Annotated in this window: 25 protein-coding genes and 2 pseudogenes; 23 read left to right on the top strand and 4 right to left on the bottom strand. The window is 60.6% G+C overall.

Going from position 1 to position 24,102, the window contains the following annotated elements; all coding sequences use genetic code 11:
* Window positions 1-184, top strand: a 184-nt coding sequence (locus tag AC0L2K_RS33170) for a hypothetical protein (RefSeq protein WP_473533430.1), incomplete at its 5' end; no start/stop codon positions are given.
* Between the two features lie 311 nt (window positions 185-495).
* On the opposite strand, the gene AC0L2K_RS33175 is transcribed toward AC0L2K_RS33170, so the two are convergent.
* Both AC0L2K_RS33175 and AC0L2K_RS33180 read right to left on the bottom strand, forming a co-directional pair.
* Window positions 496-927 (bottom strand): hypothetical protein, encoded by a 432-nt coding sequence (locus tag AC0L2K_RS33175; protein ID WP_473533431.1) that lies wholly within the window; start codon window positions 925-927, stop codon window positions 496-498.
* Window positions 928-1,162: 235 nt separating this feature from the next.
* Entirely contained in the window at window positions 1,163-2,224 is a 1,062-nt protein-coding gene (locus AC0L2K_RS33180; RefSeq protein WP_473533432.1) for a hemin-degrading factor, read from the bottom strand.
* A 311-nt stretch (window positions 2,225-2,535) separates the two neighbouring features.
* Here AC0L2K_RS33180 and AC0L2K_RS33185 point away from each other — a divergent pair, with 311 nt between their 5' ends.
* The 16 genes from AC0L2K_RS33185 to AC0L2K_RS33260 all read left to right on the top strand — a co-directional run bounded on the left by AC0L2K_RS33185 (window position 2,536) and on the right by AC0L2K_RS33260 (window position 18,985).
* Window positions 2,536-2,856 carry a HesB/IscA family protein gene (locus AC0L2K_RS33185; RefSeq protein ID WP_473488626.1) on the top strand — a complete coding sequence of 107 codons (321 nt, stop codon included), beginning with the start codon at window positions 2,536-2,538 and terminating at the stop codon, window positions 2,854-2,856.
* Window positions 2,857-3,032: 176 nt separating this feature from the next.
* On the top strand, window positions 3,033-4,232 hold the full coding sequence (gene nifS / locus AC0L2K_RS33190) for a cysteine desulfurase NifS (RefSeq protein WP_473533433.1): 1,200 nt from the start codon (window positions 3,033-3,035) through the stop codon (window positions 4,230-4,232).
* A gap of 147 nt (window positions 4,233-4,379) precedes the next feature.
* Window positions 4,380-5,276 carry a beta/alpha barrel domain-containing protein gene (locus AC0L2K_RS33195; protein WP_473533434.1) on the top strand — a complete coding sequence of 299 codons (897 nt, stop codon included), beginning with the start codon at window positions 4,380-4,382 and terminating at the stop codon, window positions 5,274-5,276.
* The gene (gene nifW, locus AC0L2K_RS33200) at window positions 5,273-5,650 is read left to right on the top strand and encodes a nitrogenase stabilizing/protective protein NifW (RefSeq protein ID WP_473511910.1); all 378 of its coding nucleotides are present in this window, start codon (window positions 5,273-5,275) and stop codon (window positions 5,648-5,650) included. Before AC0L2K_RS33195 ends, nifW begins: the two co-directional genes overlap by 4 nt.
* A gap of 184 nt (window positions 5,651-5,834) precedes the next feature.
* Entirely contained in the window at window positions 5,835-6,683 is an 849-nt protein-coding gene (locus tag AC0L2K_RS33205; RefSeq protein WP_473533435.1) for an electron transfer flavoprotein subunit beta/FixA family protein, read from the top strand.
* An 18-nt stretch (window positions 6,684-6,701) separates the two neighbouring features.
* The gene (locus AC0L2K_RS33210; RefSeq protein WP_473511914.1) at window positions 6,702-7,811 is read left to right on the top strand and encodes an electron transfer flavoprotein subunit alpha/FixB family protein; all 1,110 of its coding nucleotides are present in this window, start codon (window positions 6,702-6,704) and stop codon (window positions 7,809-7,811) included.
* 11 nt (window positions 7,812-7,822) lie between these two features.
* Window positions 7,823-9,130 (top strand): FAD-dependent oxidoreductase, encoded by a 1,308-nt coding sequence (locus AC0L2K_RS33215; RefSeq protein ID WP_473533436.1) that lies wholly within the window; start codon window positions 7,823-7,825, stop codon window positions 9,128-9,130.
* Between the two features lie 12 nt (window positions 9,131-9,142).
* Window positions 9,143-9,442 (top strand): ferredoxin family protein, encoded by a 300-nt coding sequence (locus tag AC0L2K_RS33220; RefSeq protein ID WP_473488619.1) that lies wholly within the window; start codon window positions 9,143-9,145, stop codon window positions 9,440-9,442.
* Between the two features lie 182 nt (window positions 9,443-9,624).
* Window positions 9,625-11,379: a nif-specific transcriptional activator NifA gene (nifA, locus tag AC0L2K_RS33225; protein WP_473533437.1), complete on the top strand. Its 1,755-nt coding sequence runs from the start codon at window positions 9,625-9,627 to the stop codon at window positions 11,377-11,379.
* Window positions 11,380-11,876: 497 nt separating this feature from the next.
* Window positions 11,877-13,358 carry a nitrogenase cofactor biosynthesis protein NifB gene (gene nifB, locus AC0L2K_RS33230; RefSeq protein ID WP_473533438.1) on the top strand — a complete coding sequence of 494 codons (1,482 nt, stop codon included), beginning with the start codon at window positions 11,877-11,879 and terminating at the stop codon, window positions 13,356-13,358.
* A 31-nt stretch (window positions 13,359-13,389) separates the two neighbouring features.
* A complete protein-coding gene (locus tag AC0L2K_RS33235) occupies window positions 13,390-13,584 on the top strand; it encodes a 4Fe-4S dicluster domain-containing protein (RefSeq protein WP_473488616.1) in 195 nt (64 codons plus the stop codon).
* A gap of 92 nt (window positions 13,585-13,676) precedes the next feature.
* Window positions 13,677-13,997 (top strand): nitrogen fixation protein NifZ, encoded by a 321-nt coding sequence (locus AC0L2K_RS33240; protein WP_473533439.1) that lies wholly within the window; start codon window positions 13,677-13,679, stop codon window positions 13,995-13,997.
* Window positions 13,994-14,206, top strand: a complete 213-nt coding sequence (gene nifT, locus AC0L2K_RS33245; RefSeq protein ID WP_040594248.1) for a putative nitrogen fixation protein NifT — start codon at window positions 13,994-13,996, stop codon at window positions 14,204-14,206. Before AC0L2K_RS33240 ends, nifT begins: the two co-directional genes overlap by 4 nt.
* A 37-nt stretch (window positions 14,207-14,243) precedes the next feature.
* Window positions 14,244-15,128, top strand: a complete 885-nt coding sequence (locus AC0L2K_RS33250; RefSeq protein ID WP_473533440.1) for an SIR2 family NAD-dependent protein deacylase — start codon at window positions 14,244-14,246, stop codon at window positions 15,126-15,128.
* A 93-nt stretch (window positions 15,129-15,221) separates the two neighbouring features.
* Complete coding sequence (locus AC0L2K_RS33255) at window positions 15,222-17,084, top strand: ABC transporter ATP-binding protein (RefSeq protein ID WP_473533441.1); 1,863 nt, start codon at window positions 15,222-15,224, stop codon at window positions 17,082-17,084.
* Window positions 17,084-18,985 (top strand): ABC transporter ATP-binding protein, encoded by a 1,902-nt coding sequence (locus AC0L2K_RS33260; RefSeq protein WP_473533442.1) that lies wholly within the window; start codon window positions 17,084-17,086, stop codon window positions 18,983-18,985. Before AC0L2K_RS33255 ends, AC0L2K_RS33260 begins: the two co-directional genes overlap by 1 nt.
* A 682-nt stretch (window positions 18,986-19,667) precedes the next feature.
* On the opposite strand, the pseudogene AC0L2K_RS33265 reads toward AC0L2K_RS33260, so the two are convergent.
* Window positions 19,668-19,974 (bottom strand): annotated as a pseudogene (locus AC0L2K_RS33265) (DapH/DapD/GlmU-related protein); the annotation flags it as partial.
* Between the two features lie 110 nt (window positions 19,975-20,084).
* Between AC0L2K_RS33265 and AC0L2K_RS33270 the strand changes: the two are divergent.
* The 6 genes and pseudogenes from AC0L2K_RS33270 to AC0L2K_RS33295 all read left to right on the top strand — a co-directional run bounded on the left by AC0L2K_RS33270 (window position 20,085) and on the right by AC0L2K_RS33295 (window position 23,103).
* The gene (locus AC0L2K_RS33270) at window positions 20,085-20,336 is read left to right on the top strand and encodes a transposase (RefSeq protein ID WP_473533443.1); all 252 of its coding nucleotides are present in this window, start codon (window positions 20,085-20,087) and stop codon (window positions 20,334-20,336) included.
* A gap of 94 nt (window positions 20,337-20,430) precedes the next feature.
* Window positions 20,431-20,493 (top strand): annotated as a pseudogene (locus AC0L2K_RS33275) (IS66 family insertion sequence element accessory protein TnpB); the annotation flags it as partial.
* Window positions 20,483-20,779: an IS66 family insertion sequence element accessory protein TnpB gene (gene tnpB / locus AC0L2K_RS33280; protein WP_473533447.1), complete on the top strand. Its 297-nt coding sequence runs from the start codon at window positions 20,483-20,485 to the stop codon at window positions 20,777-20,779. The pseudogene AC0L2K_RS33275 and the gene tnpB, both read left to right, overlap by 11 nt.
* A gap of 66 nt (window positions 20,780-20,845) precedes the next feature.
* Window positions 20,846-22,514 (top strand): IS66 family transposase gene (gene tnpC / locus AC0L2K_RS33285; protein ID WP_473533444.1). Its coding sequence is split into 2 segments (ribosomal slippage): window positions 20,846-21,522 and window positions 21,521-22,514, totalling 1,671 coding nucleotides; the frame shifts between segments, so codons are not numbered across the junction.
* Window positions 22,515-22,516: 2 nt separating this feature from the next.
* Window positions 22,517-22,750 carry a hypothetical protein gene (locus AC0L2K_RS33290; protein WP_473533448.1) on the top strand — a complete coding sequence of 78 codons (234 nt, stop codon included), beginning with the start codon at window positions 22,517-22,519 and terminating at the stop codon, window positions 22,748-22,750.
* A gap of 65 nt (window positions 22,751-22,815) precedes the next feature.
* Window positions 22,816-23,103 (top strand): hypothetical protein, encoded by a 288-nt coding sequence (locus AC0L2K_RS33295; RefSeq protein WP_473533445.1) that lies wholly within the window; start codon window positions 22,816-22,818, stop codon window positions 23,101-23,103.
* On the opposite strand, the gene AC0L2K_RS33300 is transcribed toward AC0L2K_RS33295, so the two are convergent.
* Complete coding sequence (locus AC0L2K_RS33300; protein ID WP_473533446.1) at window positions 23,078-23,989, bottom strand: FRG domain-containing protein; 912 nt, start codon at window positions 23,987-23,989, stop codon at window positions 23,078-23,080. The two genes, AC0L2K_RS33295 and AC0L2K_RS33300, sit on opposite strands and share 26 nt — an antisense overlap.
* Between the last annotated feature and the right edge of the window lie 113 nt (window positions 23,990-24,102).

Raw genomic sequence — 24,102 nt, forward strand, 5'->3', positions numbered from 1 at the left:
TAACGCTGCCGCCGTGCTCGTGACCATCAAGGGCAAGTCGCTTCGCGATGGCCAAAGGCCCACCCTTGACCGTCACTTTCGCGCGGCGCCCCCAATGAACCCCGGAGCCAAAGCAGGAACAAATGGGGCGCCAGAGCTGAACAAGGAGACGGAACGACTGAAAGATCACCTTGACAAAGATTAGCCCATACAAGCGAGCGAGCGGCTTTGCGGTCGTCATCGATACTTCGTCGGTAAGGTCGGGTTGCTGACCCAACTAATTGGAAGGACGATGATGGCCGACGGCCGTGAACCGACGCGCTCGTGGAAGAACGCTCCGGATCCCGATCTCTTGCGCGAGATGGATTGGATTGCCGTCGAGCGGCTGCGCGAGCCGGAGATCGGGCCGCGCCTATGGCAAGAACAAGGTCCACGTCCGCCGGCGCCGAGGCCATCAGGGCGCCCGCAAATAGCTCACTGCCGAGATCGGCAGCCCCACATACTTCTGCGTCAGGATCACATCGGCCTGGCGATGGCGATCGCCTTGTCGGGCATCTGCTGGTAGCCGGAGAAATCCTCGACGGCACTGGCCGCATCGGCAACCCGGCCTTTGCCTGCTGTGTTGGTGCTCTTGGCAAGAATCTTAGCCGCGCTTCGCCGATAGCGCGAACAGGATGCGCTAAGCGTTCTTTGATGATGCGAGCTGCCGTGTTCAGCTTTGCATCCGTCTCGGACGCTAGCTTTTCGAGCTTGGCATGAGACGCCGAGGGCTCTTGCCGGCGAAGGATCATTCGAGATGCCTTTGTGGAGGCCGTCCTCTGGAAACTTGACGGAGGGACCAATCGACTTCACTTCGAGCAATTCCTCCCGCCCGCTGCCGTACATCTGGGATGTTGGACAATTGACCGACAACACACCCGTCTGGGCAGCTGACGCATTTGCCTGCATTGAGCAGCTTTACCGCGGAGTTCCGGTTGTGGCTTATCGCAACGGGAGCAATGATGGCGATCCTCGCCAAGCGCGATGGCCCTCGGGAATGGCGCCTCCGATCGAGGTGATCCTCGGCGGGCCGCAAAAGGCAGCTGTGCCCTCGTTGGCCTCGGCCGGCAAAGCGGTGGTCAGCAAAATCCAGGGTAGCGGCGCATGCCGAGCGAAACGGGAATCGATATGTATCGGCCTCACCTCAAGCGGCGGTTGAACGGGGAATGCGCGGCAGGTTCTCGGCCAGTAGCCGCCAGTCGTGGCGCTCGGGTTCGCCTTCCTTGCGCGTCCCGAAGAACTGGACGATCATCTTGCCGTTGGCGCCATAGGCTTCGAGTGACGTGACGTGACCGTCCCTGGTCGGCTTGCGCACGGCCCAAACCTCACGGATGTGGTGGGCCCTGAGATGCAGGTGGAAAGTCTCGTCGAGCACATTGATGCAAGGCCCGATCTGCTTGATCGACTTGATAGGGCCGGAATGAATCTGGATGCAGCCACGATTGCCGACGAAGCACATGATCGGCATCTCGTCCTCGGCCGCACGATGGAACATGGCGCCAACGGCAGCATTGTCGAGCAGCCAGGCGTAATCCTGGCCGACCATGCGCACCGCCTGGCGGCGGCTGAGGTTCAGGGCCTTCAGCATGCCGAAGAACTGGTGCACGTCGGTCAGCCGGCTCCAGTGCTCCCGCAGGTCATCGACTGTAGCGGCTTGGTCCGCAATCTTTGCGACGTTTTCGGCTGACCTCCCCTTAACCGACACGATCGGCTCCTGGTTCGAGGATTGGAGCTCGTCTGTCAGTTTTTGATAGGCATAGAGGTTGGAGGACGACCTCAGATGCACCTTGTGCACTGCCTCGCCTGCGGCGTCGAAGAATTGCAGGCTGCGGTGGATCTCCCCGCCATCGCGTGTCTCGACCGCAAAGCCGTACGCCCACACGTTCGGGAAGATGCGCAAATCAATGTCCTTGCCGAGCACCATGGCGTGATGCTTGCCGGTGAACACCTTATCGTAGATGCCTATCTTCTCATGCACGGCACTGGCATTGCGGGTCAGCGCCATCACCTCGCCGACCGCCTCGAGACCGGTTAGCACATCATTAACGCGGGGCTCGATGCGCACCGTGCCAAAACCGCAATGTGCCGCGAAAAGCTCCGCTTCCGAAATGCCCAATTGGGCGGAGAGATCGCGGTCGCGGATTGTAGGGCTGTCTTCGCGTGCCCGCCGGATTCTCTCCGGCGAAGGTTTCTCGCGCTGGTGCATGTCTTGACCCCTGGTTGCGCATACTGTCGTCTTCGCCCTCGCCCAAAAAAGAGCTCAAAAGTCGTGCCAACTGCTCGAAGCGCTCGGAAACCGACTTACATGCCAGTTCACAGGGAACTTGAGCTCATCCCCCTGTGGCGGTCTCGACAAATCCGACAATACCTGTCGATTGTCCGACGCCTTCGCGGTAACAGCCGAACCAGAATTGTCGCCGCGTTGGCGATGTCGCACTGTCCGGAAACGGTTTTTCCCATTGGCACGGTCCATGCACGGTGATGCCCAAACCGTCACGCACTGAGGAGAAACGAGCGATGATTACGCTCACCGACAAGGCCGTTGCCGCCGTTAAAACCGCTCTTTCCAAGGCTAGTGAGCCGGCAGAAGGCTTTCGCATCATGGTCGAGGCCGGCGGCTGCTCCGGCTTCAAATACTCGATGGGCCTGGAGAGCGTCCCGCGCGAGGGCGACGCGATCATCGAGACGGATGGGATCAAGGTGTTCGTAGACGCCGGCACCCAGCCGCATGTAGCCGGCATGGCCGTCGACTTCGTCATGGGTCTCGAAACCTCCGGCTTTGTCTTCGACAATCCGAATGCGAGCGGAAAGTGCTCCTGCGGCAAGTCCTGTAGTTGATTGCCGAAGAAGGAGGGCGGCTGAGGTGGGCTTGTCGGTGCGATGGCGGCCCAACCTGCGCCAATCTGGGGGCACCTGCACCGCTTCTGGATCGTCTCCGCCAGCAACGGCATGCGCAAGGCTCGATGCGACCGGGTTGCGCCTCACGTCATTCGATCTATTGAGGACCATAGCCCATGAAAGTTGTCTATCTCGACAACAACGCAACGACACGGGTCGATCCCGCGGTCGTTGAAGCGATGTTGCCGTTGCTTACGGATCAATTCGGCAACCCTTCGTCGGCGCACGGTTTTGGCGCCCTTGCCGGCGCCGCGTTGAGCAACGCGCGGCGTCAGTTGCAGGCGCTGATCGGCGCGGAGTTCGACGATGAGATCACCTTCACCTCGGGTGGAACGGAAAGCGACAATGCGGCCATTCTTTCGGCGCTCGAGGTGATGCCTGACCGAACAGAGATCGTGACTTCCGCTGTCGAACATCCGGCTGTGCTGACCCTCTGCGCTCATCTTGAGGGGACGCGCCGCGCTAAGGTGCACAGGATCCCGGTGGACCGCCATGGCCGGCTGAACGTCGACGCTTACCGGGCCGTCCTCAACCCGAACGTGGCAATCGTCTCGATCATGTGGGCCAATAACGAGACTGGTACGATCTTCCCCGTCGCCAAGCTCGCCGAATTGGCCAAGGAAGTCGGCGCCCTTTTCCACACTGATGCCGTGCAGGCAGTCGGCAAGCTCCCGATGGACCTGAAATCAACCGCCATCGACATGCTGTCGCTCTCCAGCCATAAATTTCATGGACCAAAAGGGGCCGGCGCACTTTTCGTCAAGCGCGGCGTGCCGTTCCAGTCCCTGATCAAGGGGGGTCACCAAGAGAGCGACCGGCGCGCGGGCACCGAAAACACGCCCGGCATAGTCGGGCTCGGCATGGCCGCCGAACTCGCCTTGAAATTCATGGATGCCGAGACCACGCGGATAAAGTGGCTCCGCGACCGGCTGGAGAACGGGCTTGTCCAGCGTGTCCCAAACAGCTTCGTCAACGGCGATCCCCTGGAGCGCTTGCCGAACACCGCAAACATTGCCTTCGAAGGTATTGAAGGCCGTGGAATCCTGCATCTCCTCAACCGCGAGGGTATCGTCTGTTCCTCCGGGTCCGCCTGCACATCGGGCTGTGCGGAGCCAAGTCACGTCCTGAGGGCGATGAAAATGCCACATGGCGCGGTCCGCTTCTCTTTCGCGCGTGACAACGGACAAGAAGAGGTGGACCGGGTGCTAGAGGTCTTGCCTTCAATTGTGGAGAAGCTGCGCGACGCCCACAGTTCCGGGTCGAATATACGGAGCGCCGAAGGCCTTCAATGCGTACCGGGTCTCAGCGGCAGATGAACCGGCGTCCATTCATGAGCAGTCGGGTCTTTCTCAAGGATATTACCCTGCACGAGGGCGAGCAGGCACCCGGCGTTGCCTTGACGGTGTCGGAAAGCTTGCGATCGAGATCGACGCAATTGCGACGTGGTCGCACGGAGTGTCCCGGTGCGGCTCACGGCATGGCGCCGGATGACCTCACGGGATCTCCATGCATCGGTCGAGAGCGGCGTCCGCGCCCTCAATCTGTCGTTGCCTGCATCGGATATCCAGCTTGCCACCAAGCTCGGGCTAGTCCGGGAACGACCGCTAAAGCTCATCGAGCATATGGTCGGGCGCGCGGCCGCCAGCGGCTTTTTCCTCGCCCTGGGCTCTGAGGATGCACGCATACCAGCCCAGGACTATCTCTCCCGCCTTCTTAAGACGGCGGCGCGCGCCGGCGCAAGCCGCGTCAGCCTGGTCGATAGTGTCAGCGCCCTCGATCCCCTTTCGACCTTCGAGCTTGTCACCCCGCCTGCCGCGAAGTCTCCCGTCGACCTCGAATTCCATGCGCATAATGATCTCGGCCTCGCTACCGCCAACACGGTGGCCGCGTTCCGCGCCGGCGCGCGCCATGCCTCGGTCGTCCTTGGAGTCGGCGAGCGCGCGGGCAATGCCGCACGCGAAGAGGTGGCCGCCGCGATGGCTGTCCATCAGGAGGCAGATACCGAAGTCGGCCTCACCGCGCATTGCCCCCCTTGGCGGCCGGGAGACCTCGGGCGGGGCCGAGCGCCAGGTCGAGGGCCAATCCGGAGACAGTCAAGCCCATCGTGCTCGGGCCCTGCGGGCCCTTGCGTCAGCCCACCTCGCTCGCTTCCAAGCGGGGCCGGCTACCTCCATGGAGATCGACCAGTTGTACCGCGCGCGACGTCCGGCCTCGACACCGGAGGCAGTTGTGACGACGAGGCCGATTGCCGCGCTGGCTCAGCGCATTCGTTCATCAGCCCGCGGCTTTCGGGGCTGCATGTCGAATGTGCGACCAACGCACCAGAAACCACCGTTTCCGACAAAGGGAGAACGCAATGAGTTGTTCCGCTGACAGCAGTTCCATCGACGTCACCAACATCCTCACGCGACTGAAAGGCCTGTCGTCCGCGGAGGAGTTCTTCGCTGTCCTTGGCGTCTCGTATGATCCGAAGGTGCTCAATGTCTCACGGCTGCATATCCTCAAGCGTGTGGGCCAATACCTTGCCGAGGAAGATTTCTCCGGTCTGCCCGACCAGGTGATCGCCGCGCGCATGCGCGCCATGCTGGAACGCGCCTACGAGGAGTTCGCGCTTTCCTCGCCGCTCACGCACCGGGTTTTCAAGGTGCTCAAAGATCACAATCCGAACAAACCTCACACGCCAGGCCGCACATTCGTTCCGTTCGACTCCGTCCTGAAGCGGTTCGGCCAATAAGCGCTACATAGTTGCGACGCGACAATGTCGACAAGCCGACAATTCGGGCACCGAACCCGGGGAGCCTCAGAAAAGGTCAATGCAATTTACAAGGAACAGACGTTCGCAAATCACTTGGCACGAATGATGCAAACAAGAACTCGCACCGCCAGGCCGCATCGGGATAACAGCGTAGAGAACGCCAATGCATATCGTCGTCAGCATCAAGCAGGTGCCGGACTCGGCACAGATACGGGTCCATCCGGTGACGAACACCATTATGCGCCAGGGTGTGCCGACCATCATCAACCCTTACGACTTGTTCGCCCTCGAAGAAGCACTCAGGCTACGCGACGCTTATGGTGGGGAGGTCACAGCGCTCACTATGGGTCCACCCATGGCAGAGGACTCCCTGCGCAAGGCGCTCGGCTACGGCGCCGATCGCGCAGTGCTTTTGACCGACCGCTATTTTGCCGGTTCCGACACACTGGCGACCTCCTTTGCTCTTTCCCAGGCAATCGCGAAAATCGGCGAGACGTTCGGCACGCCGGACGTGGTCTTCACAGGCAAACAGACGATCGACGGCGACACCGCCCAAGTCGGGCCCGGCATCGCCAAGCGTCTCGATCTCCTTCAACTCACCTATGTCGCGAAAATCGCCTCCATTGATCTTGCTGCAGGCGAGATCACGGTCGAGCGCCGTTGCGAGGGCGGCACCCAGAAGCTGAAGAGCAGGCTGCCTTGCCTCATCACCATGTTGGAAGGCACAAACGAGATGCGCCGGGGCTCGATCGAAGACGCGCTTTGCGCCGCGCGCAGCCAGATTGTGAAATGGAGTGCGGCCGAGGCCGGCATTGAAGATCTCACCAAATGCGGCTTGCGTGGCTCGCCGACGGTCGTCAAACGCGTTTTCGCCCCTAGCGCCCGTTCGGAAAAGGCGGCGCAAATTGAGACCGCCGAAAAGACGCTGCGCGATGCCGCAGACGAACTGATTGGTGCAATCTTCACCCGACAGCCGGCGCTGGAACCGGAACTCGCCTTCGAGGCCGCGTGACGGCAAGGAGCAGACCATATGTCGAGCACGAACTCAGACACCCCTCGCCAGCCCCCCGGCCGTGCCGGGATGAAGAAGGAGCTTCCTGAGCGTTTCAGGGACTATAGGCACGTCTGGGTTTTCATCGAGCTCGAACGCGGCCAGGTCCACCCCGTATCCTTCGAGCTGCTTGGCGAGGGCCGCAAGCTGGCGGACAAACTTGGCGTCCAGCTCGCGGGTGCTGTGCTCGGACCCCCGGGAGAAGCCACCCAGAACGCAGTCGCCGAGGCCTTCGCCTATGGCGCCGACCTCGTCTACTTCGTCGAGGCGCCGGTGCTCGCCGACTATCGTAATGAGCCTTTCACCAAGGCGATGACCGATCTGGTTGCTACTTACAAACCCGAGATCCTGCTTCTCGGTGCAACCACGCTCGGCAGGGATCTCGCCGGTTCCGTCGCAACAACCTTGCTGACAGGGCTAACGGCCGACTGCACCGAACTGGACGTGGATGCTGACGGTTCGCTCGCCGCGACTCGCCCGACTTTTGGCGGTTCGTTGCTATGCACGATCTACACGCTCAATTACAGGCCGCAGATGGCGACGGTGCGACCGAGGGTCATGCCCATGCCCCAGCGGGCCGACAGAGCGATCGGGCGTGTCATCCCGCACAAGCTGTCGCTAGCCGAGGATGAAATCGTCACCAAGGTGCTAGGATTCCTTCCGGACAGCCAGTCGGGTAACGCCAATCTCGCCTATGCGGATGTGGTGGTTGCGGGAGGGCTCGGTCTCGGCGGAGCGGAGAACCTGCAGCTTGTGAAGAGTCTCGCGCGAGTGATAGGCGCCGAATTCGGCTGTTCGCGGCCGCTGGTCCAAAAGGGCTGGATGTCGGCCGATCGGCAGATCGGCCAAACAGGCAAGACAATTCGGCCGAAGCTTTACATAGCGGCCGGTATTTCCGGCGCCATCCAGCACCGCGTTGGAGTTGAGGGAGCCGATCTCATCGTGGCCATCAACACCGACCCGAACGCGCCGATTTTCGATTTCGCTCACCTCGGGATCGTCACCGATGCGGTCCGTTTCCTGCCCGCGCTGACCGAGGCCTTCACCCGGCGGCTGTCACCGCACAGTCGCGACAAGCTTGCGAGCTAAGGGAGATGGAAATGATCAACGAAGAGTTCGACGCCATTGTCATCGGGGCCGGCATGTCCGGGAACGCAGCTGCATACACTATGGCTAGCGACGGCTTGAAGGTGCTGCAGTTGGAGCGAGGTGAATATCCGGGCTCCAAGAATGTCCAGGGTGCCATCATGTATGCGAATATGTTGGAGAAGATCATTCCGGATTTCCGCGATGATGCACCTCTCGAACGTCATCTGGTTGAACAGCGGCTATGGGTGATGGACGAGACCTCCCACACCGGGATTCACTATCGGTCGGACGACTTCAACGAGGTGAAGCCGAATCGCTATACGATCATCCGTGCCCAGTTCGATAAATGGCTTTCGCGCAGGGTGCGCGAGGCCGGCGCGACGGTTCTGTGCGAAACGACGGTGACGGAACTCGTCCGTGACGCCAAGGGCAAGGTGATCGGCGTCCGCACGGATCGGGCCGGCGGAGCTATCTACGCGGACGTAGTTGTTCTTGCAGAAGGTGTCTGCGGGCTGCTTGGCACGCGGGGCGGCCTGCGCAAGATGCTGAAGCCGGAAGCCGTGGCGCTCGCAGTCAAGGAGATGCATTTCCTGCCCGAAGAGGTCATTGAGCAGCGGTTCGGGGTCAAAGGGAGTGAAGGCTGCGTGATTGAGGCAGTCGGCACGATATCCCACGGCATGGCCGGGCTCGGGTTCCTCTACACCAACAAGGAATCGGTCTCACTGGGCATCGGCTGCCTCGTCTCGGATTTCGCCGCGAAGATGGAGAGCCCATACGGCCTCCTCGACGCGCTGAAAAACCATCCTTCGATCCGGCCGCTGATCGCCGGTTCGGAGGTGAAAGAATACGCGGCGCATCTCATTCCCGAAGGTGGCTACAAGGCTATTCCGCAGCTCTTTGGCGACGGTTGGGTCGTTGTCGGCGATGCCGCGCAATTAAACAACGCCGTTCACCGCGAGGGTTCGAACCTCGCCATGACCTCCGGTCGCATTGCGGCTGAGGCTATCATCCAGGTGAAGAGACGCAACGATCCAATGACCAAACCGAACCTCGCCCTTTACAAGACGATGCTGGATAAATCCTTCGTAGTCAAAGACCTGCGGAAATACAAAGACATGCCAGCTTTACTCCACACTAACGCCTGCAATTTCTTCACGACCTACCCGCGGTTGATGTCGCAAGCCGCGCAAAACTTCATGCGTGTCGACGGCACGCCAAAGATCGAAAAGGAAAAGGCGACCACGGCAGCCTTCATCAAGGCGCGCTCGCGGTTGGGGCTGGTCAGCGACGCGATCCGCCTGGCCTTGGCGTGGCGGTGAGGGACTGACGACATGACGAACCCAGGGACAGAATTACGTGTCGAAGACAAGCTTTACCAGAACCGCTATCTGGTGGACTCCGGCCGTCCGCATATAAAGGTGCGACCGCACAAGCAACCAAGCGCGAATCTGCTCGCGCTGACACGCGTCTGTCCGGCGAAATGCTATGAGTTGAACGACAAAGGTCAAGTTGAAATCACGGCCGATGGCTGCATGGAGTGCGGCACCTGCCGCATTTTGTGCGAGACCAGTGGCGAGATCGAATGGAACTATCCGCGCGGTGGCTTCGGTGTCCTCTTCAAGTTCGGATAAATCGGCGTTCGCACCGTTTGATGGGTGTGCAACTGTGTACTCCTGAGGTTACGACCGAGCGCCAGGCTTTGCTTGCACCATCTCGCAAAAGGGAAGAGCGGGTGAACACTGTGCTTCCCAGAATTGAAAAGGAAAAGGCGCTTGGGAGGAGCACCCTGGACCACAACCGCTGAGGTGTTTCCATGGCTCACATACGGCCGGATGATCGGGTCAACGGAGTAGGGCCTCGAGACACCTTCCGCAAACCCACCAGTGATGGGAGGTTCGAAGCAGATGACTGGCTCAGGGGAATCTACGAGGTGTCGAAGGCGCTGACGGCTCCCGCCCGGCTGGAGGTTACGCTGGCCAATGTCGCGAACACTCTCCCGTCGTTTGTGCAAATGCGTCATGGAGCAATCTTTGTCCTGGACTCTGAAGGTGAGCCGGAGATCGCCGCGAGTGCCGGCAGCGGCCCATCAGGCACTCACCCCATCATACCAAAGGCGGCAATAGATCAAATCGTCGCTACGGGCACGCGGCTCGTCATCGCGGACCTCAGTACGTCCGAGTTGTTTCAGGCCGAGCTTCAAACACGTCCTGGTGTCAGTTCCCTCCCAATGGCCTTTATCGGCGTCCCGGTTAAGGCTGAGGACAGGATCCTTGGGACGTTGTCGATCGTAAGAGACAGCGCAAACGGGTCCCGCTACGATGAGGACATCTGCTTCCTGACGATGGTGGCCAACCTCGTAGGCCGCACTATTCGCCTCCATCGCGGCTTGACTAGGAATCGTGAGCGGCGCGTCGAGAGCTGGACAGCGGAGAATTCGTCCGATGAGGACCGGACCGACCCCGTCCCGCATGCACCCGCCAAGATGGATGGGATCATCGGGGAGAGCCCCGCACTCAAGCAGGTGCTCGAAACCGTCTCCATTGTAGCAAGGACGAATTCCACCGTGCTCCTGAGGGGCGAGAGCGGCACCGGCAAGGAGTTTTTCGCGCAAGCCATACATAGGCTCTCGCGCCGGCGGAGGAAGTCTTTCGTCAAGTTGAACTGCGCCGCACTGTCGGAAAGCGTTCTGGAGTCGGAGCTGTTCGGACATGAAAAAGGCGCCTTCACAGGGGCAATTTCCCAGCGCGCCGGCCGTTTTGAATTGGCAAACGGGGGAACGCTGCTACTCGACGAAATCGGCGAGATTTCGCCTGCCTTCCAAGCCAAGCTGTTACGCGTCTTGCAGGAAGGCGAACTGGAGCGTGTTGGCGGTACCAAGACGCTGCAGGTGGACGTGCGACTTATATGCGCCACCAACAGGGATCTCGAGTCGGCTGTCGTAAACGGGGATTTCAGGGCCGACCTTTATTATCGCATCAATGTGGTGCCAATCATCCTGCCTCCGCTCAGAGAGCGACCGGGGGATATTCCTCGCCTTGCGAACGCCTTCCTCGAACGATTCAACAAGGACAACCATCTCGAACTCGCCTTCGCGCCGTCGGCGCTCGAGTTTATCTCGCAATGCTACTTCCCTGGTAACGTCCGCGAATTGGAGAACTGCGTGCAAAGGACGGCCACGCTAGCGCGCTCAAGGACAATCGCTCCATCAGATTTTGCCTGCAACAATAACCAATGCCTATCTTGGCTCCTCTGGAAAAAAGCTGATCATTCGCTCAGCGGCAATACCGGCAACCAGCGCTTTCGAAGCAATGTAATGCCCGCCGGATTGCCGATGCCGGCCGGGCGCTTCGGCGCCCCGCAGGATAACGTGCGACCCCATACTGCCGACCCTGCAAACGATCCCGCTCTCCCTGCAACAGGCCCGCGCCTGACGGAACGCGATCGGCTGATCGGCGCGATGGAGAAGGTCGGCTGGGTTCAGGCCAAGGCCGCCCGTGTCCTCGGCGTCACGCCACGACAGGTCGGATACGCTTTGCGCCGACACGGGATCGAGGTGAAGAAATTCTAGCGTTCTCATGACGTGGAGAACGAGAACACTGCGCCAGCTACGCCCATGTATCGGAGCCCGGGCCAAAGCTGCGCGAGTGTGTGATGCTGTCACACCCCTTCATCACCCGCCCTTGCCGACGTCTTGCCGATCGCAGAAAGGAGTCACCCCACTCTCCTGAATCGGAACCATGCAGACCAAGTGAGCAGTGGCAACTTCACCGCGGACGAGCTCGCCGTCGCCGAGAGCGACATCCTCGTCGGAAGACCGGTCGGGAGTTGTGCCGAGGGCGATCACGGCCGAGCGGTCGACGCGGGATTTCTATCTTGAACTGATGTCCGGCCGGGGTCGTCTTCCTCACCTCCTAACATAGTTCTGTTAGGAGTCCGACAAAGCTATGTCGGAGCAACTCCATGATATCCGACGCGCAAAGCCAATTCGTGAACTAGCGCCACCTTTTCAGTTGGCATTGCTCTTGCGCTTCGAACCGCGACGTTAACCTGTAACGGAGCCCTTCAATGGCCGCACCGGTGATTTCAGTTGAGAGCCTGACCGGCGCGAGGTTCTCCGACCAGTTGCTGGTGAGCGCGAAGTCGGGTGGCTGCGCATCTTCCTCCTGCGGGTCGTCGACAAGGCCGGACGATGTGGATCCGGCCATTTGGGACAAGATCAAGGATCACCCGTGCTTTTCAGAAGAGGCGCACCACTATTTCGCGCGCATGCACGTCGCCGTCGCGCCGGCCTGCAATGTCCAGTGCAACTACTGCAATCGCAAATATGACTGCGCCAACGAAAGCCGGCCCGGGGTTGTCTCGGAAAAGCTGACGCCCGATCAGGCGGTACGCAAGGTGATCGCGGTCGCCAACGAAGTGCCGCAGCTTTCCGTGCTGGGCATCGCCGGACCGGGCGACGCCTGCTACGACTGGGAGAAGACGAAGGCAACGTTCGAACGCGTCGTCAGGGAAATCCCCGACGTCAAGCTCTGCGTCTCTACGAACGGGCTCGCGCTGCCGGACCACGTCGACGAGCTTGCCGACATGAATGTCGATCACGTGACGATCACGATCAACATGGTCGATCCGGAAGTCGGCGCAAAGATCTATCCCTGGATCTTTTACGACCATCGCCGCTACGTCGGCACCGAAGCCGCCAGGATTCTGCACGAGAGGCAAATGCTTGGCTTGGAGATGCTGAGCGCGCGCGGCATCCTCACTAAAATCAATTCGGTGATGATCCCTGGCGTGAACGACCAGCACCTGGTTGAGGTGAATGAGTGGGTCAAGCAGCGCGGCGCGTTCCTGCACAACGTCATGCCCCTGATTTCGGACCCTGCGCACGGAACGCACTACGGACTGACCGGGCAGCGCGGCCCAAATGCAATGGAGATGAAGGCTCTTCAGGATCGTCTTGAAGGCGGCGCCAAGTTGATGCGCCACTGCCGGCAGTGCCGGGCAGATGCCGTCGGCCTGTTGGGCGAGGATCGTGGCCAGGAATTCTCACTCGACCAGATTCCCGGCGAGCTCACCTACGATGCCGGCAAGCGCGAAGCCTATCGGGAGCTGGTCACGGACGAGCGCCGTGATCGCCTGGCAGCCAGGAGCGAAGCGATCGGAATGGTGAAGACAACGAGCTCCGGCAAGTCCCTCCTCGTTGCGGTGGCGACTAAGGGCGGCGGCCGCGTCAACGAACACTTCGGCCATGCCAAGGAATTCCAGGTGTATGAAGCGTCGCCGATAGGGATCAACTTTATCGGGCACCGCAAGGTTGAGCAGTATTGCCTCGGGGGTTGGGGCGAGAAGGCCACTCTCGACGGGGTCATCGCTGCGCTTGAAGGCGTAGACGTAGTGCTTTGCGTCAAAATTGGAGATTGCCCCAAGGATCAGCTCGCGGCCGCCGGTATCCGAGCAACCGACGCTTACGGCCATGACTACATCGAAACGGCAATCGGCGCGATTTATGCCGCCGAGTCCGGCGTCCCGGCACTCGCGGCGATCGCCTGAGCCGTCTCATTCACCCGAACCAGGAGTCAAAATGGCCTTCAAGATTATCGCATCCCAATGTACGCAATGCGGCGCCTGCGAATTCGAATGCCCCTCCGGTGCGATCAAGTTCAAAGGCGAGAGCTACGTGGTCGAACCGCACAAGTGCACCGAATGCGAGGGGGCCTTCGATACGCAGCAATGTGCCTCGGTATGTCCGGTACCGAAGACCTGCGTTCCTGCCTGACTCCAATTGGGCTACCGACACAGTGGCTGCCTCTGGGGGGAGACCTGAGCGCCTCATCAACGACGGTAGCCTCAAAGAAACAAGGAACCGTCATGTCGCTCGCACGCGAACAGGAGGTCGAAATCCGGAGGCCTCCCCAATTTAGGCCGGGAGAGCGGGTCCGTGCCACTCGTCACATAAAGAACGACGGCACCTATCCTGGCAGGGAGATCGGCGAAAATCTCGTGCGCAAGGGCGAAGAGGGTTATGTGCGCGACATTGGCACGTTTCTACAGCAGTTCTTCATCTACGCGGTCGAATGGATCGACCGTGGGACGGTCGTCGGCATGCGAGCGCGTGAATTGACGAGCCTCGACAAAGCCGACGCTCCCTGCAGTGCCGAAGAAAACGCCAATAAAGGAACGGCCGCATGAAAGTAATGATCCGCAGGACCGAGGCCGGGTTGTCGGCGTATGTCCCCAAAAAGGATCTCGAGGAGCCGATTATCAAGTTCGAGAACCAGGACCTGTGGGGCGGGGTCGTAACGCTCAGGAACGGCTGGCGGCTCCTCCTTCCCGATCTTCCGCCGCATACGCGTCTGCCGATCACCGTCGAGGCAAGGAAGCTTTCCGACGGGGACTGATGCCGCCGTCAATGAGAGGCGTCAAGAGGAAACGAGCATGAACACGATCCCGACCTCGGGCCACCTAGTCGTCGTCCGGGACAGTTTTGCCCGAAAGCTGCTTGAGCTGGCCAGACGAGCGTTAGTCTCCGATCAGGTGATCCCGTATCTCGGTCCGGGTCTCCTCCGGCTCAGCTCTGCTGAGCCGCCTGTGCCGTGTACCCCCGAAGCCGTTGCCGAGGCACTCAACACGCGGGCGCCAGCCCCCTCGAAGATCCGCACCAATATGTGGTCGGTCGCGCAGTTCATTGAACAGCGCCGGCATCGCCGCACACTTCAAGCTTGGATGACTGATATATTTGCGGGGCCGGCGGCGCCGAGCATCCTCCACGCCTGGCTCGCAAAACTCCCGCTCTCCCTCATCATCGACAGCTGGTACGAAGGCGCCATGCGCGCGGCGCTGGCAGAGGCCGGCCGAACCGACGTCGTCGAGATACAAGGCGTTACGCGGGCGAACGAAGTTGGCGACATTTGGACCAGAACTTACGACTTGTCGGGAAGGGAACTCGAGGCTGGAGTAGCGACGAAGACGGTTCTCTATGCGCCACATGGCAGTATTAGGCCGGCCGCAAATTTCCTCATCGCCGATTCCGACTATGTCGAAGCCCTGACTGAAATCGATATCCAGACGCCTATCCCTGACGTGGTCAAGGAACGACGCGTCGACCGGGGTTTTTTCTTCGTCGGCTGCCGCTTCAATGATCAGATGCTGCGCACTTACGCCAGGCAGATCATGAAGCGCTCAGAAGGCCCTCGTTACGCGATAATGGACGGGCAAACGCTCACCAGAAACGAAGCCCGTTTCCTTGCGGCGAGCGGAATCACGGTGATTGACATGCCAGCGAGCGAAGCCGTGGCGCAACTCGCCGGATCAGCATGTTGAGCCGATGGTGGCCAGGATCAACTTGGAGGGACGTCTTTGATGTGAGTCGACCGGCTCGCTTCCGAAGGCGGAAAATTCAGTCGGGGGCACTCGGTGGGCAGTGATGCTGTTGGCACGACCTCTCTCAAATCGTCCGCGCATGTAAAAGCGGCCGGGTGGGGCCGGGGCTTGAGCACGCTACTGCGCATTACGCGCATGAATTTGAGGCACCCGTGGCAGGTCGCGTTAGCTATCGGTTCGACGATGGTAGCCGTAATCCTGCAGTTGCTCATTCCCCAGCTTCTCGGCCGGGCTGTCGACCAGACCCAGGTAGCCATCGGGGGTGGCGTCACGGTGACGGCTGCAGAACAAGCCCTCTGGACTCCTGCTCTCCTGCTGCTCGGCGCGAGTGCGCTACGCGGCCTCTTTACGATGGCGCAAAACTACTTTGCCGAAGCTGTCGGGCACCACGTCGCGTACGAACTGCGGCTTGCTTGTTACGACAAGGTCCAGCGCCTGAGCTTTTCCTTTCACGACCGGGTGCATTCAGGCGACCTGATCACCCTCGGCATCCTCGATCTCGACGGCGTGCGGATGTATTTTTCCACCGCCCTGGTTAGGTTCTTTCTGCTCACCATGCTGATCGGGATAGGCGCCTGCATGATGATCTCAACCGACCCGGTGCTCGGTTTGATCGCGCTGAGCTTCGTGCCTTTCGTAGCCTGGCGATCGTCGGTCACCCAGCTTAAGCTACGCGCCATCTGGCTCGACCTGCAGGAGCGGCTTTCCGTCCTGGGCCGCGTGATGGAGGAAAATCTCGCGGGCATCCGCGTTGTCCGGGCGTTTTCGGCACAGGCTTATGAGATGGCGAAGTTCGACACCGCCTCGACAAATGCGCTCGAACTCGCGCACGAGCAGGTTGACGTGTACGTGCCCAATACGTCGGCAATGACCCTGGCCTTCTTTGTCGCCATGGGGCTGGTCCTCTGGATCGGTTGCGACAAACTCATCGCCGGCCAGATCAGCGTTGGAACGCTCACAACGTTCCTGACGTTCATGACGATCCTGCAAATGCCCGTCCGCCAGATCGGACTGATGGTCAACGGCTTCGCCCGCGCTTACACTTGCGGTTCGCGCCTCTTCAGTCTGCTCGACCAGGACATCACGATCGGGGATGCTTCCGGTGCAAGACCGCTCGAGATCGGTGAGGGAACTCTGCGCTTCGACAATGTCTCGTTTGCATATCCCGGCACCGGAAACCGCGTCATTCTAAAGAATATTACCTTCTGCGCCCGTAGGGGCGAGACGATCGCGATCGTGGGTCCGCCGGGTTCTGGCAAGTCGACAATTGCTCACCTGATCCCCCGCTTTTACGACGTCACTGGTGGCACCATCATGCTTGACGGGCAGGACATCCGCGGGGTCACCCTCGCATCGCTTCGCAAGGCGGTCGCGGTCGTACAGCAGGATGCATTCCTGTTCACAACCACGATTGAGAACAACATCGCTTATGGCGACCCCTGGGCGAAGGAACAGCCGATCGAGCGCGCTAGCGAATCCGCCCAATTGCACAATTACATTCTCGGCCTCCCTGCTGGCTACAAGACGGTCGTCGGCGAACGTGGCGCCTCTCTGTCGGGCGGCCAGCGTCAGCGTCTCACCATAGCTCGCACGATGATGTTGCGCCCATCAATCGTCGTTTTCGACGACTCAACGGCCGCGATCGACGCCGCCACAGAGCAGCGCATCCGCGCGGCGATACGGCGTTTCGCCAAGGATAGGGTGACGATCATCATCGCCCACCGGCTGAGTTCACTCAAGCACGCCGACCGGATTCTGTTTGTCGACAACGGCGAGATCGTGGAACGCGGCACCCATCAAGAGCTTTTGGCCAAGCTAGGACGCTATAAGGCCCTTTATGATCTTCAGTTGCGCCCGGGAGATGACATTGCGACCACGTTTGGAGGCGCGCCCTGATGGCCAAGCGGCACGCCAACGAACTCGAAATCGAACCGAATAGCGGTAGAGGCCCTCCGCGCGCGGTCGTCGGGTCCCATCGCATCGAGGAGGAGATCTTTGGCCGGGCTTTCGACAAGAACATCATTCGCCGCATATGGGCCTTCGTTCGTCCCTACCGAGCCATGGCGGTCGTCTCGCTTGCCGGATTGCTGATTTTCACTGGCACGCAGCTTCTCATCCCGCTGATCATCCGCTACGCGATCGACCACGCCATAACTCCGGCAGGCGCTGATGCCTCCGCCCTGCTTGAGGCCGCCATCGCGTTTGCGCTTGCCATTCTGGTTAATTTCGGCGCCGCCTACGCGCAAGAAACCGTGGTAGGGAAAATGGCCGAGAACGTCCTCTTCGACATCCGCCGCGCCATGTTTGCCCATCTGCAAAAGGTATCGCTCTCCTTCATGGACAAGACCGAGGTAGGACGCCTGATGTCTCGCCTTCAGGGCGACGTCAACTCTATCCACGAATTTCTCGAAAACTCGATCTACTCCGTAGGCGACATTGCGCTTCTCTTCGGCATCATCTTCGTAATGCTGTCGGTCAACTTCAACCTCGGCTTTCTGACGCTCTCGGTCTTGCCGGCCCTGTTGATTATCCGCATCGTGTGGCTGCCGCGTGCCCGCGAGGCCTTCATGGCTGCACAAGAGACCAATTCAGCCGTCAACGGCGCATTGGCCGAAGCGATTCAAGGCGTCCGAACCGTCCAGTCCATGGACCGCCAGTATGTCAACTTCGTATTGTATGACGATAAGGCACATGCCGACCTCACGACCCACCTGACCGCTGCCAAATATGCACAGGTCATGGTCCCGATCGTCGATGGCCTCACCGGCCTCGCCATGGCTGTCGTCATTGTGGTCGGCGGCTCCATGATCATGAATGGCCGCGTCGATGTGGGCGTATTGGTTGCCTACATATTCTATATCCAACGCTTCTTTGACCCAATTCGCTCACTTACTCTGCAATATTCCGTCATGCAGCGCGCAATGGCCTCCGGCAAGCGCCTGACCGATGTGCTCGACGTCAGGATCGAGGTCCAGGACAAACCGGATGCCAGGATCCTTGCGCCCGAAATGGACGGCTCGGTCGAGTTCAGGAGCGTCACGTTCGGGTACGATCCCAAACAGCCGGTGCTGAAAAACGTCTCTTTCCGGGTCAATCCCGGCGAGACGGTCGCCTTGGTCGGGCCGACCGGCTCTGGTAAATCGAGCGCGATGGCCCTCGTCCACCGCTTCTATGATGTTCAGCAAGGCCAAGTGCTGGTTGGCGGACATGATGTGCGCGATCTCACCCAGGAATCGCTCGGCGCTCAGATCGCTATGGTGCTGCAGGAGCCGTTTCTGTTCACCGGGACGGTTTTTGAGAATATCCGCTACCACAAGACGGAAGCCACGCGGGAGAAGGTGATCGAGGCCGCCAAGGTGGTCGGCGCCCACGACTTCATCATGAGACTTTCCGACAGGTATGAAACCCAACTCGGTGAACGCGGCGGCAACCTTTCTCTCGGCCAGCGCCAGCTTGTCAGTTTCGCCCGCGCTCTCGTCGCCGACGCCAAGATCCTTGTTCTTGACGAGGCCACCGCCAACATCGACAGCTACACGGAAATGCTCATCCAGAAAGCTCTCAGAAAACTCCTGGAAGGCCGCACCGGGCTTGTCATCGCCCACCGTCTCGCCACAATCCGTGGTGCCGATCGCATCATCGTGCTTCAGAACGGCCAGGTTATTGAGACCGGCAACCATGACAAACTGATGGCTATGGGCGGGCTCTATTCCAAACTCTACAATCTGAACTACTCGTCATTCGACGACATTCCCGAAGAGGAAGCCGATCCGACCGGACAAGCCGCCTGTCGTACCTGATGCTCCTTGCGAGCAGTATCGACCGTCCAAGGGCACCGGCGAAAGCGCCGACAGCGATTGCGCTAAATCCCGGACGGCCATGGGAACCTGATCATCACCGGCCAGACCGGAACCGGCAAGTCGTGGCTGGCCGGCGCCTTCGGCCGGCAAGCAGCAGGGCTCGATCGTTTCGTGCTCTATGTGCGCGTGGCCCTGTTGGAGGATTGCGCTCGCCCATCTCGATGGACGCTTCCCACGCCTCTTCGACAAACTCACCCGCGCGCGCCTGCTCGTCCTCGATGGCCTACTCCCCTATCGGCCAACAGCGCTCGCATCTGTTCGAAATCGTCGAGAAACGATATCGCCGCACCGGCCATGTCCGGTGGCCAGATGGCATTACCTCATCGCACCCACCGTCGCCGACCCCATTCTCGAACGGATCGTGCATAACGCACCCCGCACACCGCATGGTGCTCCAGGGCGACAGAATGCGGAGAGCAAAAAGGCCGCGCCCCTAAACCGGCCTCAAACCGGCGAAAGCAACCATCCGTGAACGCAAAGGCACCCAAGGACGGTCGCCGCCGGAGATTGGCGAAACACTGTCCGGCTTTTGCGAAATGCGCATCGATGCCCAATCGGCATTCACCAGGCAACATGGAGCTCCCAGGTTTAGCGTCGAACCGCCTGCTTTGTCCTCACCAAGTCATCTTACCCGAGCCGGACTTCCCATGACCTTCGCCCCTGCGGCAACATCTCGAGTGACCACGCTGCCAGCGCCGACGGCCGCATCATCGCCAAATCGTGACGCCCGGCAGAATGATTGCTCCATCACCGATCCAGGCACGACTGCCCATCCGAACAGGACGCCCGAACTGCATCCCAGACTGTCTCTGCTCGGGATCATGTTGATGATCGGCTGTATAGATCTGCACGGCAGGGCCAATTGCCGTTCCTTTGCCAATTCTCACCTTTGCCACGTCAAGGATGACGCAGTTGAAGTTGAGGCAGACGTCGGCCGATGGAATGTACGCCTCCGGCGAGGGCCGCCTTGCGCGAGCATGTTACGATAGCGAGGCTGCGCTCTTAAGGTCGTCCTTACGAGCGTAGTTAGCAGCACAGCATGAGCCATGTGACGTTATTGACGGGGCCGGAGCGTCGTCGTCGTTGGAGTGAAGAGAATCAGTGCCGGATCATGGCCGCGGCATTCGCGCCCGGGTCCACAGTGGCGGCGGTGGCGCGTCAGTACGATGTCGCGACCAGCCTGATCTATAAGTGGCGCCGCACGGTCAGAGCCCGCGAGACGGGCTTTGCCGAAGTTGTCGTGGCTCCCGATGAGCCTGTCGCCGTTTCGCGGCGGCATCCCCAGCGGTGATCGAGCTGGAGATCGCCGGCAAGGTGCGGTTGCGGACTCCGCTGAGCACACCGCCGACACTGGCGGCGGCGATGGTGAAGGCGCTGGGCGTTTCATGATCCCGGTCCCGAGCCAGGTGCGGATCTGGTTGGCGGTCGGCCGGACCGATATGCGTCGCGGGATGCAAGGCCTCGCTCTGCAGGTTCAGGAGAAGTTGGGCCGGGGACCCGCATGCCGGCGATCTTTATGTCTTCCGCGGCCGCAGCGGCAATCTGATCAAGATCATCTGGCATGATGGGCTCGGCATGTCGCTGTATGCAAAACGGCTCGAGAAGGGGCGGTTCCTATGGCCGTCGCCGGCGGACGGTACGGTTTCCATATCACCGGCGCAGCTCGCCTACATGCTCGACGGCATCGATTGGCGCAACCCGCGTCACACGTTCCGCCCCCAGCGCGCGGGCTGAGTTTTTGTTTGGGTTTGCGGCATTTTCCGCGAGTCAGCGGACGCGTTTTATGATTCACTCCAGGGCATGGTTGCCACCGCCCAGGATGCTGTTCCGGACGATATCGGCGCGCTGAGAGCAGCGCTGACCGCGGCGCTGGCCAGAGCCGAAGACGAGGCGGCGCGCGCTGCGCTGGTCGAGGCCGAACTGGCGGTCGCTAGGGCCAAGGCATCGGATGATGCGGCGCTGATCGCGCATCAGCATCTGACGATCCGGAAGCTGCAGCGGGCGCGGCATGGTCAGAGTTCTGAACGCTCAGCCCGCCTGCACGACCAAATGGAGCTCACCTTCGAGGAGCTCGAGAGCACGGCGACGGAAGACGAGATCGCCGCCGAACAGGCCGCAGCTCGCACCACCGAGGTGGCGCCTTATGTGCGCAAACGACCGGCGCGCCAGCCATTTCCCGAGCATCTGCCACGCGTGGTCGAGCCGGCGCCGACAGCTTGCTACTGCTGCGGCGGTGATCGGCTGCGCAGGCTGGGTGAGGACATCACCGAGACGCTGGAGGTGGTGCCGCGGCAATGGAAGGTGATCCAACACGTGCGGGAGAAGTTCACCTGCCGCGACTGTGAGGCGATCAGCCAGGCTCCGGCGCCTTTCCACGCCACCCCGCGCGGCTGGGCCGGTCCCGGCCTGCTGGCGATGATCCCGTTCGAGAAGTTCGGACAGCATCAGCCGCTCAACCGCCAGGCTGAACGCTATGCGCGAAGGCGTGCCGCTCAGCCTGTCGACGCTCGCCGACCAGGTCGGCGCCGGCGCCGCGGCGCTGATGCCGCTGTTCAAGCGGCTCGAAGCCCATGTGCTGGCCGCTTCACGTCTGCACGGCGACGACACGACGGTTCCGGTCCTGGCCAAGGGCAAGACCGATACCGGCCGATTATGGACGTATGTGCGCGATGACCGACTGTTCGGCGGCGCCGATCCGCCGGCGGCGGTGTTCTATTATTCCCGCGATCGTCGAGGGGAACATCCCGCGGCGCACCTCGCCGGCTGGAGCGGTATTCTGCAGGCCGATGCCTTTGGCGGTTATGGCGAGCTCTATGCGACGGGTCGTCAGCCGACGCCTGTTTTGGAAGCCAGCTGTTGGGCTCACAGCCGGCGCAAAGTGTTCGAGCTGGCTGATATCGAAGCGGCGGCGCGCAAGAAGGCGCGCGGCGACAAGCCCAATCTGGTCTACCCGCTAGCGGTTGAAGCCGTGAAGCGCATCGATGCCCTGTTCGATATCGAGCGCGCGATCAACGGCCTGTCGCCGGCCCAACGCCACGCCGTGCGCCAGGAGCGGAGCGTGCCGCTGGTCACCGAGCTCGAGCGCTGGATGATCGAGACGCGCGACAAGCTCTCGCGCGGGCACGACCTGACCAAGGCCTTCAACTACATGCTGCGCCGCTGGTCATCCTTCATCCGGTTCCTCGACGATGGCCGGATTTGCCTATCGAACAATGCAGCCGAGCGAGCCCTGCGCGGTATCGCTCTCGGCAGAAAGTCCTGGCTGTTCTGCGGTTCCGATCGCGGCGGACAGCGCGCTGCCATTCTCTACAGCCTGATCGTCAGCGCCAAGATGAATGATATCGACCCTCAGGTTTGGCTCGCCGACGTCCTCGCCCGACTGCCCGCCTATCCGGCTCATCACATCGATGACTTGCTGCCGTGGAATTGGAGATCCGCAAAACTGCGACCCCAACCAGCGGCGGCCTGATCATGCAGCGCAATAAGGTGCATCACGTCTACACCGTCGAACGTGTCGCCAGGGACCTCGGCGTCAGCGAAGCGCTCATTCAGGAACGGACCGTCGGTCTCGAGCCCGAGGACGGCGTCATCTCGGTGTACGGCGCCAATGATGACGACGGGATCTTGGCATTCACCGATGAAGGCATCGAGGAAGTCAAACTCCTCCTCGAAGAATATCATCGCGTCTCCCCATCGAGCTCTTGACCCCAGCACCGCGGTGCTCAGGTGCTCATGGCCGCCGGATACGCACGCCCTGCGGTCTTCACCGGATGCGTACAAAGATCGCTGACGCCGAAATTTCGAATACCATCGCCTACTTCTGCGCGACACACGCCACCGAAGAGGCGGTCGCGGCGTTCATCGCTTCCGCGAAAAAGTATGGCTACCGGCAGCTGGCCGGGAAAGTGAATATCCATGACCATGCGCAGAAATCGGTGGTATCAGCCTACGCTCAGATCATTTCGGGTCATGCGGAAGAGTGGAAGCTGGCGGTAGCTCACAACCCTGCTGCGGATGACGTCCTGGCAAGGGTCAGGATTGGAGACGAAGACACGTAGTGACCTTAGCCGGATCTAGGGCCGTGAGCCTTGGAGCGAACCGAAGCACGGCCTCCAAGGAAGCCTCACGTCGTCCATTTGCTCTTAATGTACTTCGACACGAATTCGACCTCCGGGAACATTGTTCGCGAGTTGATATTGATGAGGTCCAACTCGCGAAGAATCGACACCTTCTTTGCCGCCGGGATTGAAATGGTGTGCAAAGCGTAGCTGGTCGAACTCCCCGGAGATTTGTAGCGAAGCAGGCCGGCTGCAATGAACGCGCCCGACTGGGCGATGACGCGGCGGTTGTTCTTGGCTGGGTGGACGAAGAAGTAGCGGAAAGGTCGCTAGGTTCGACCAAGTTGAGAAAATATGGTTTCTCCACCCGAACGAACTGGAGCAATCGCTCCACTGCCGGCATCTTGCGGAAGCCGCCGAGATCGACCTCGTTGTTGAACTTACTATGCCCCTTGGATATCTCATTGCGCTCCCTATCCGAAAGGCGCGCGAGATTGCAGATCAGGCTTATCGTATCGCTGTCGGCGAACTTCACGCGCTTGTCGATGAAATCGAAGACCCTCACCGTGCCGTCCTTGTCGTGATGCTGCTCCTCGTTGCAGGCGAAGTAGAGGCCGACAAGCGGGTTGAGGGACACGTCTAGCAGTCGCGTCGGCAAGCCGTAGTGCTGGGCGCGCACCAGCTTGTCGAACATCGCCTTGTCGTTGCTAAACTCTGTCGGCGCTTCAAGCATCAACTCGCTGAAGATATGGTTCTCCGCCTCGGAGCGCACACCTCGCATGATAGACGGCTTCAGTTGCCACTTTGCATTAGACTCGCCACGGTAGCATCGAACGCCGCTCGTCATTTCAGGAAGCTCGAATACCAGTTGCAGATACGCAGTCATGCTTTCAGCCTTCAGCGCTCCCTTTGGCATCGCGGTTGCGCATTTCGCAAAAGCCGGACAGGGGTTCCGCTAATTCCCGGACAGCGATTTCGCTAATGTCGGGACAGTTTGGC

The organism is Mesorhizobium sp. WSM4817, assembly GCF_055811135.1.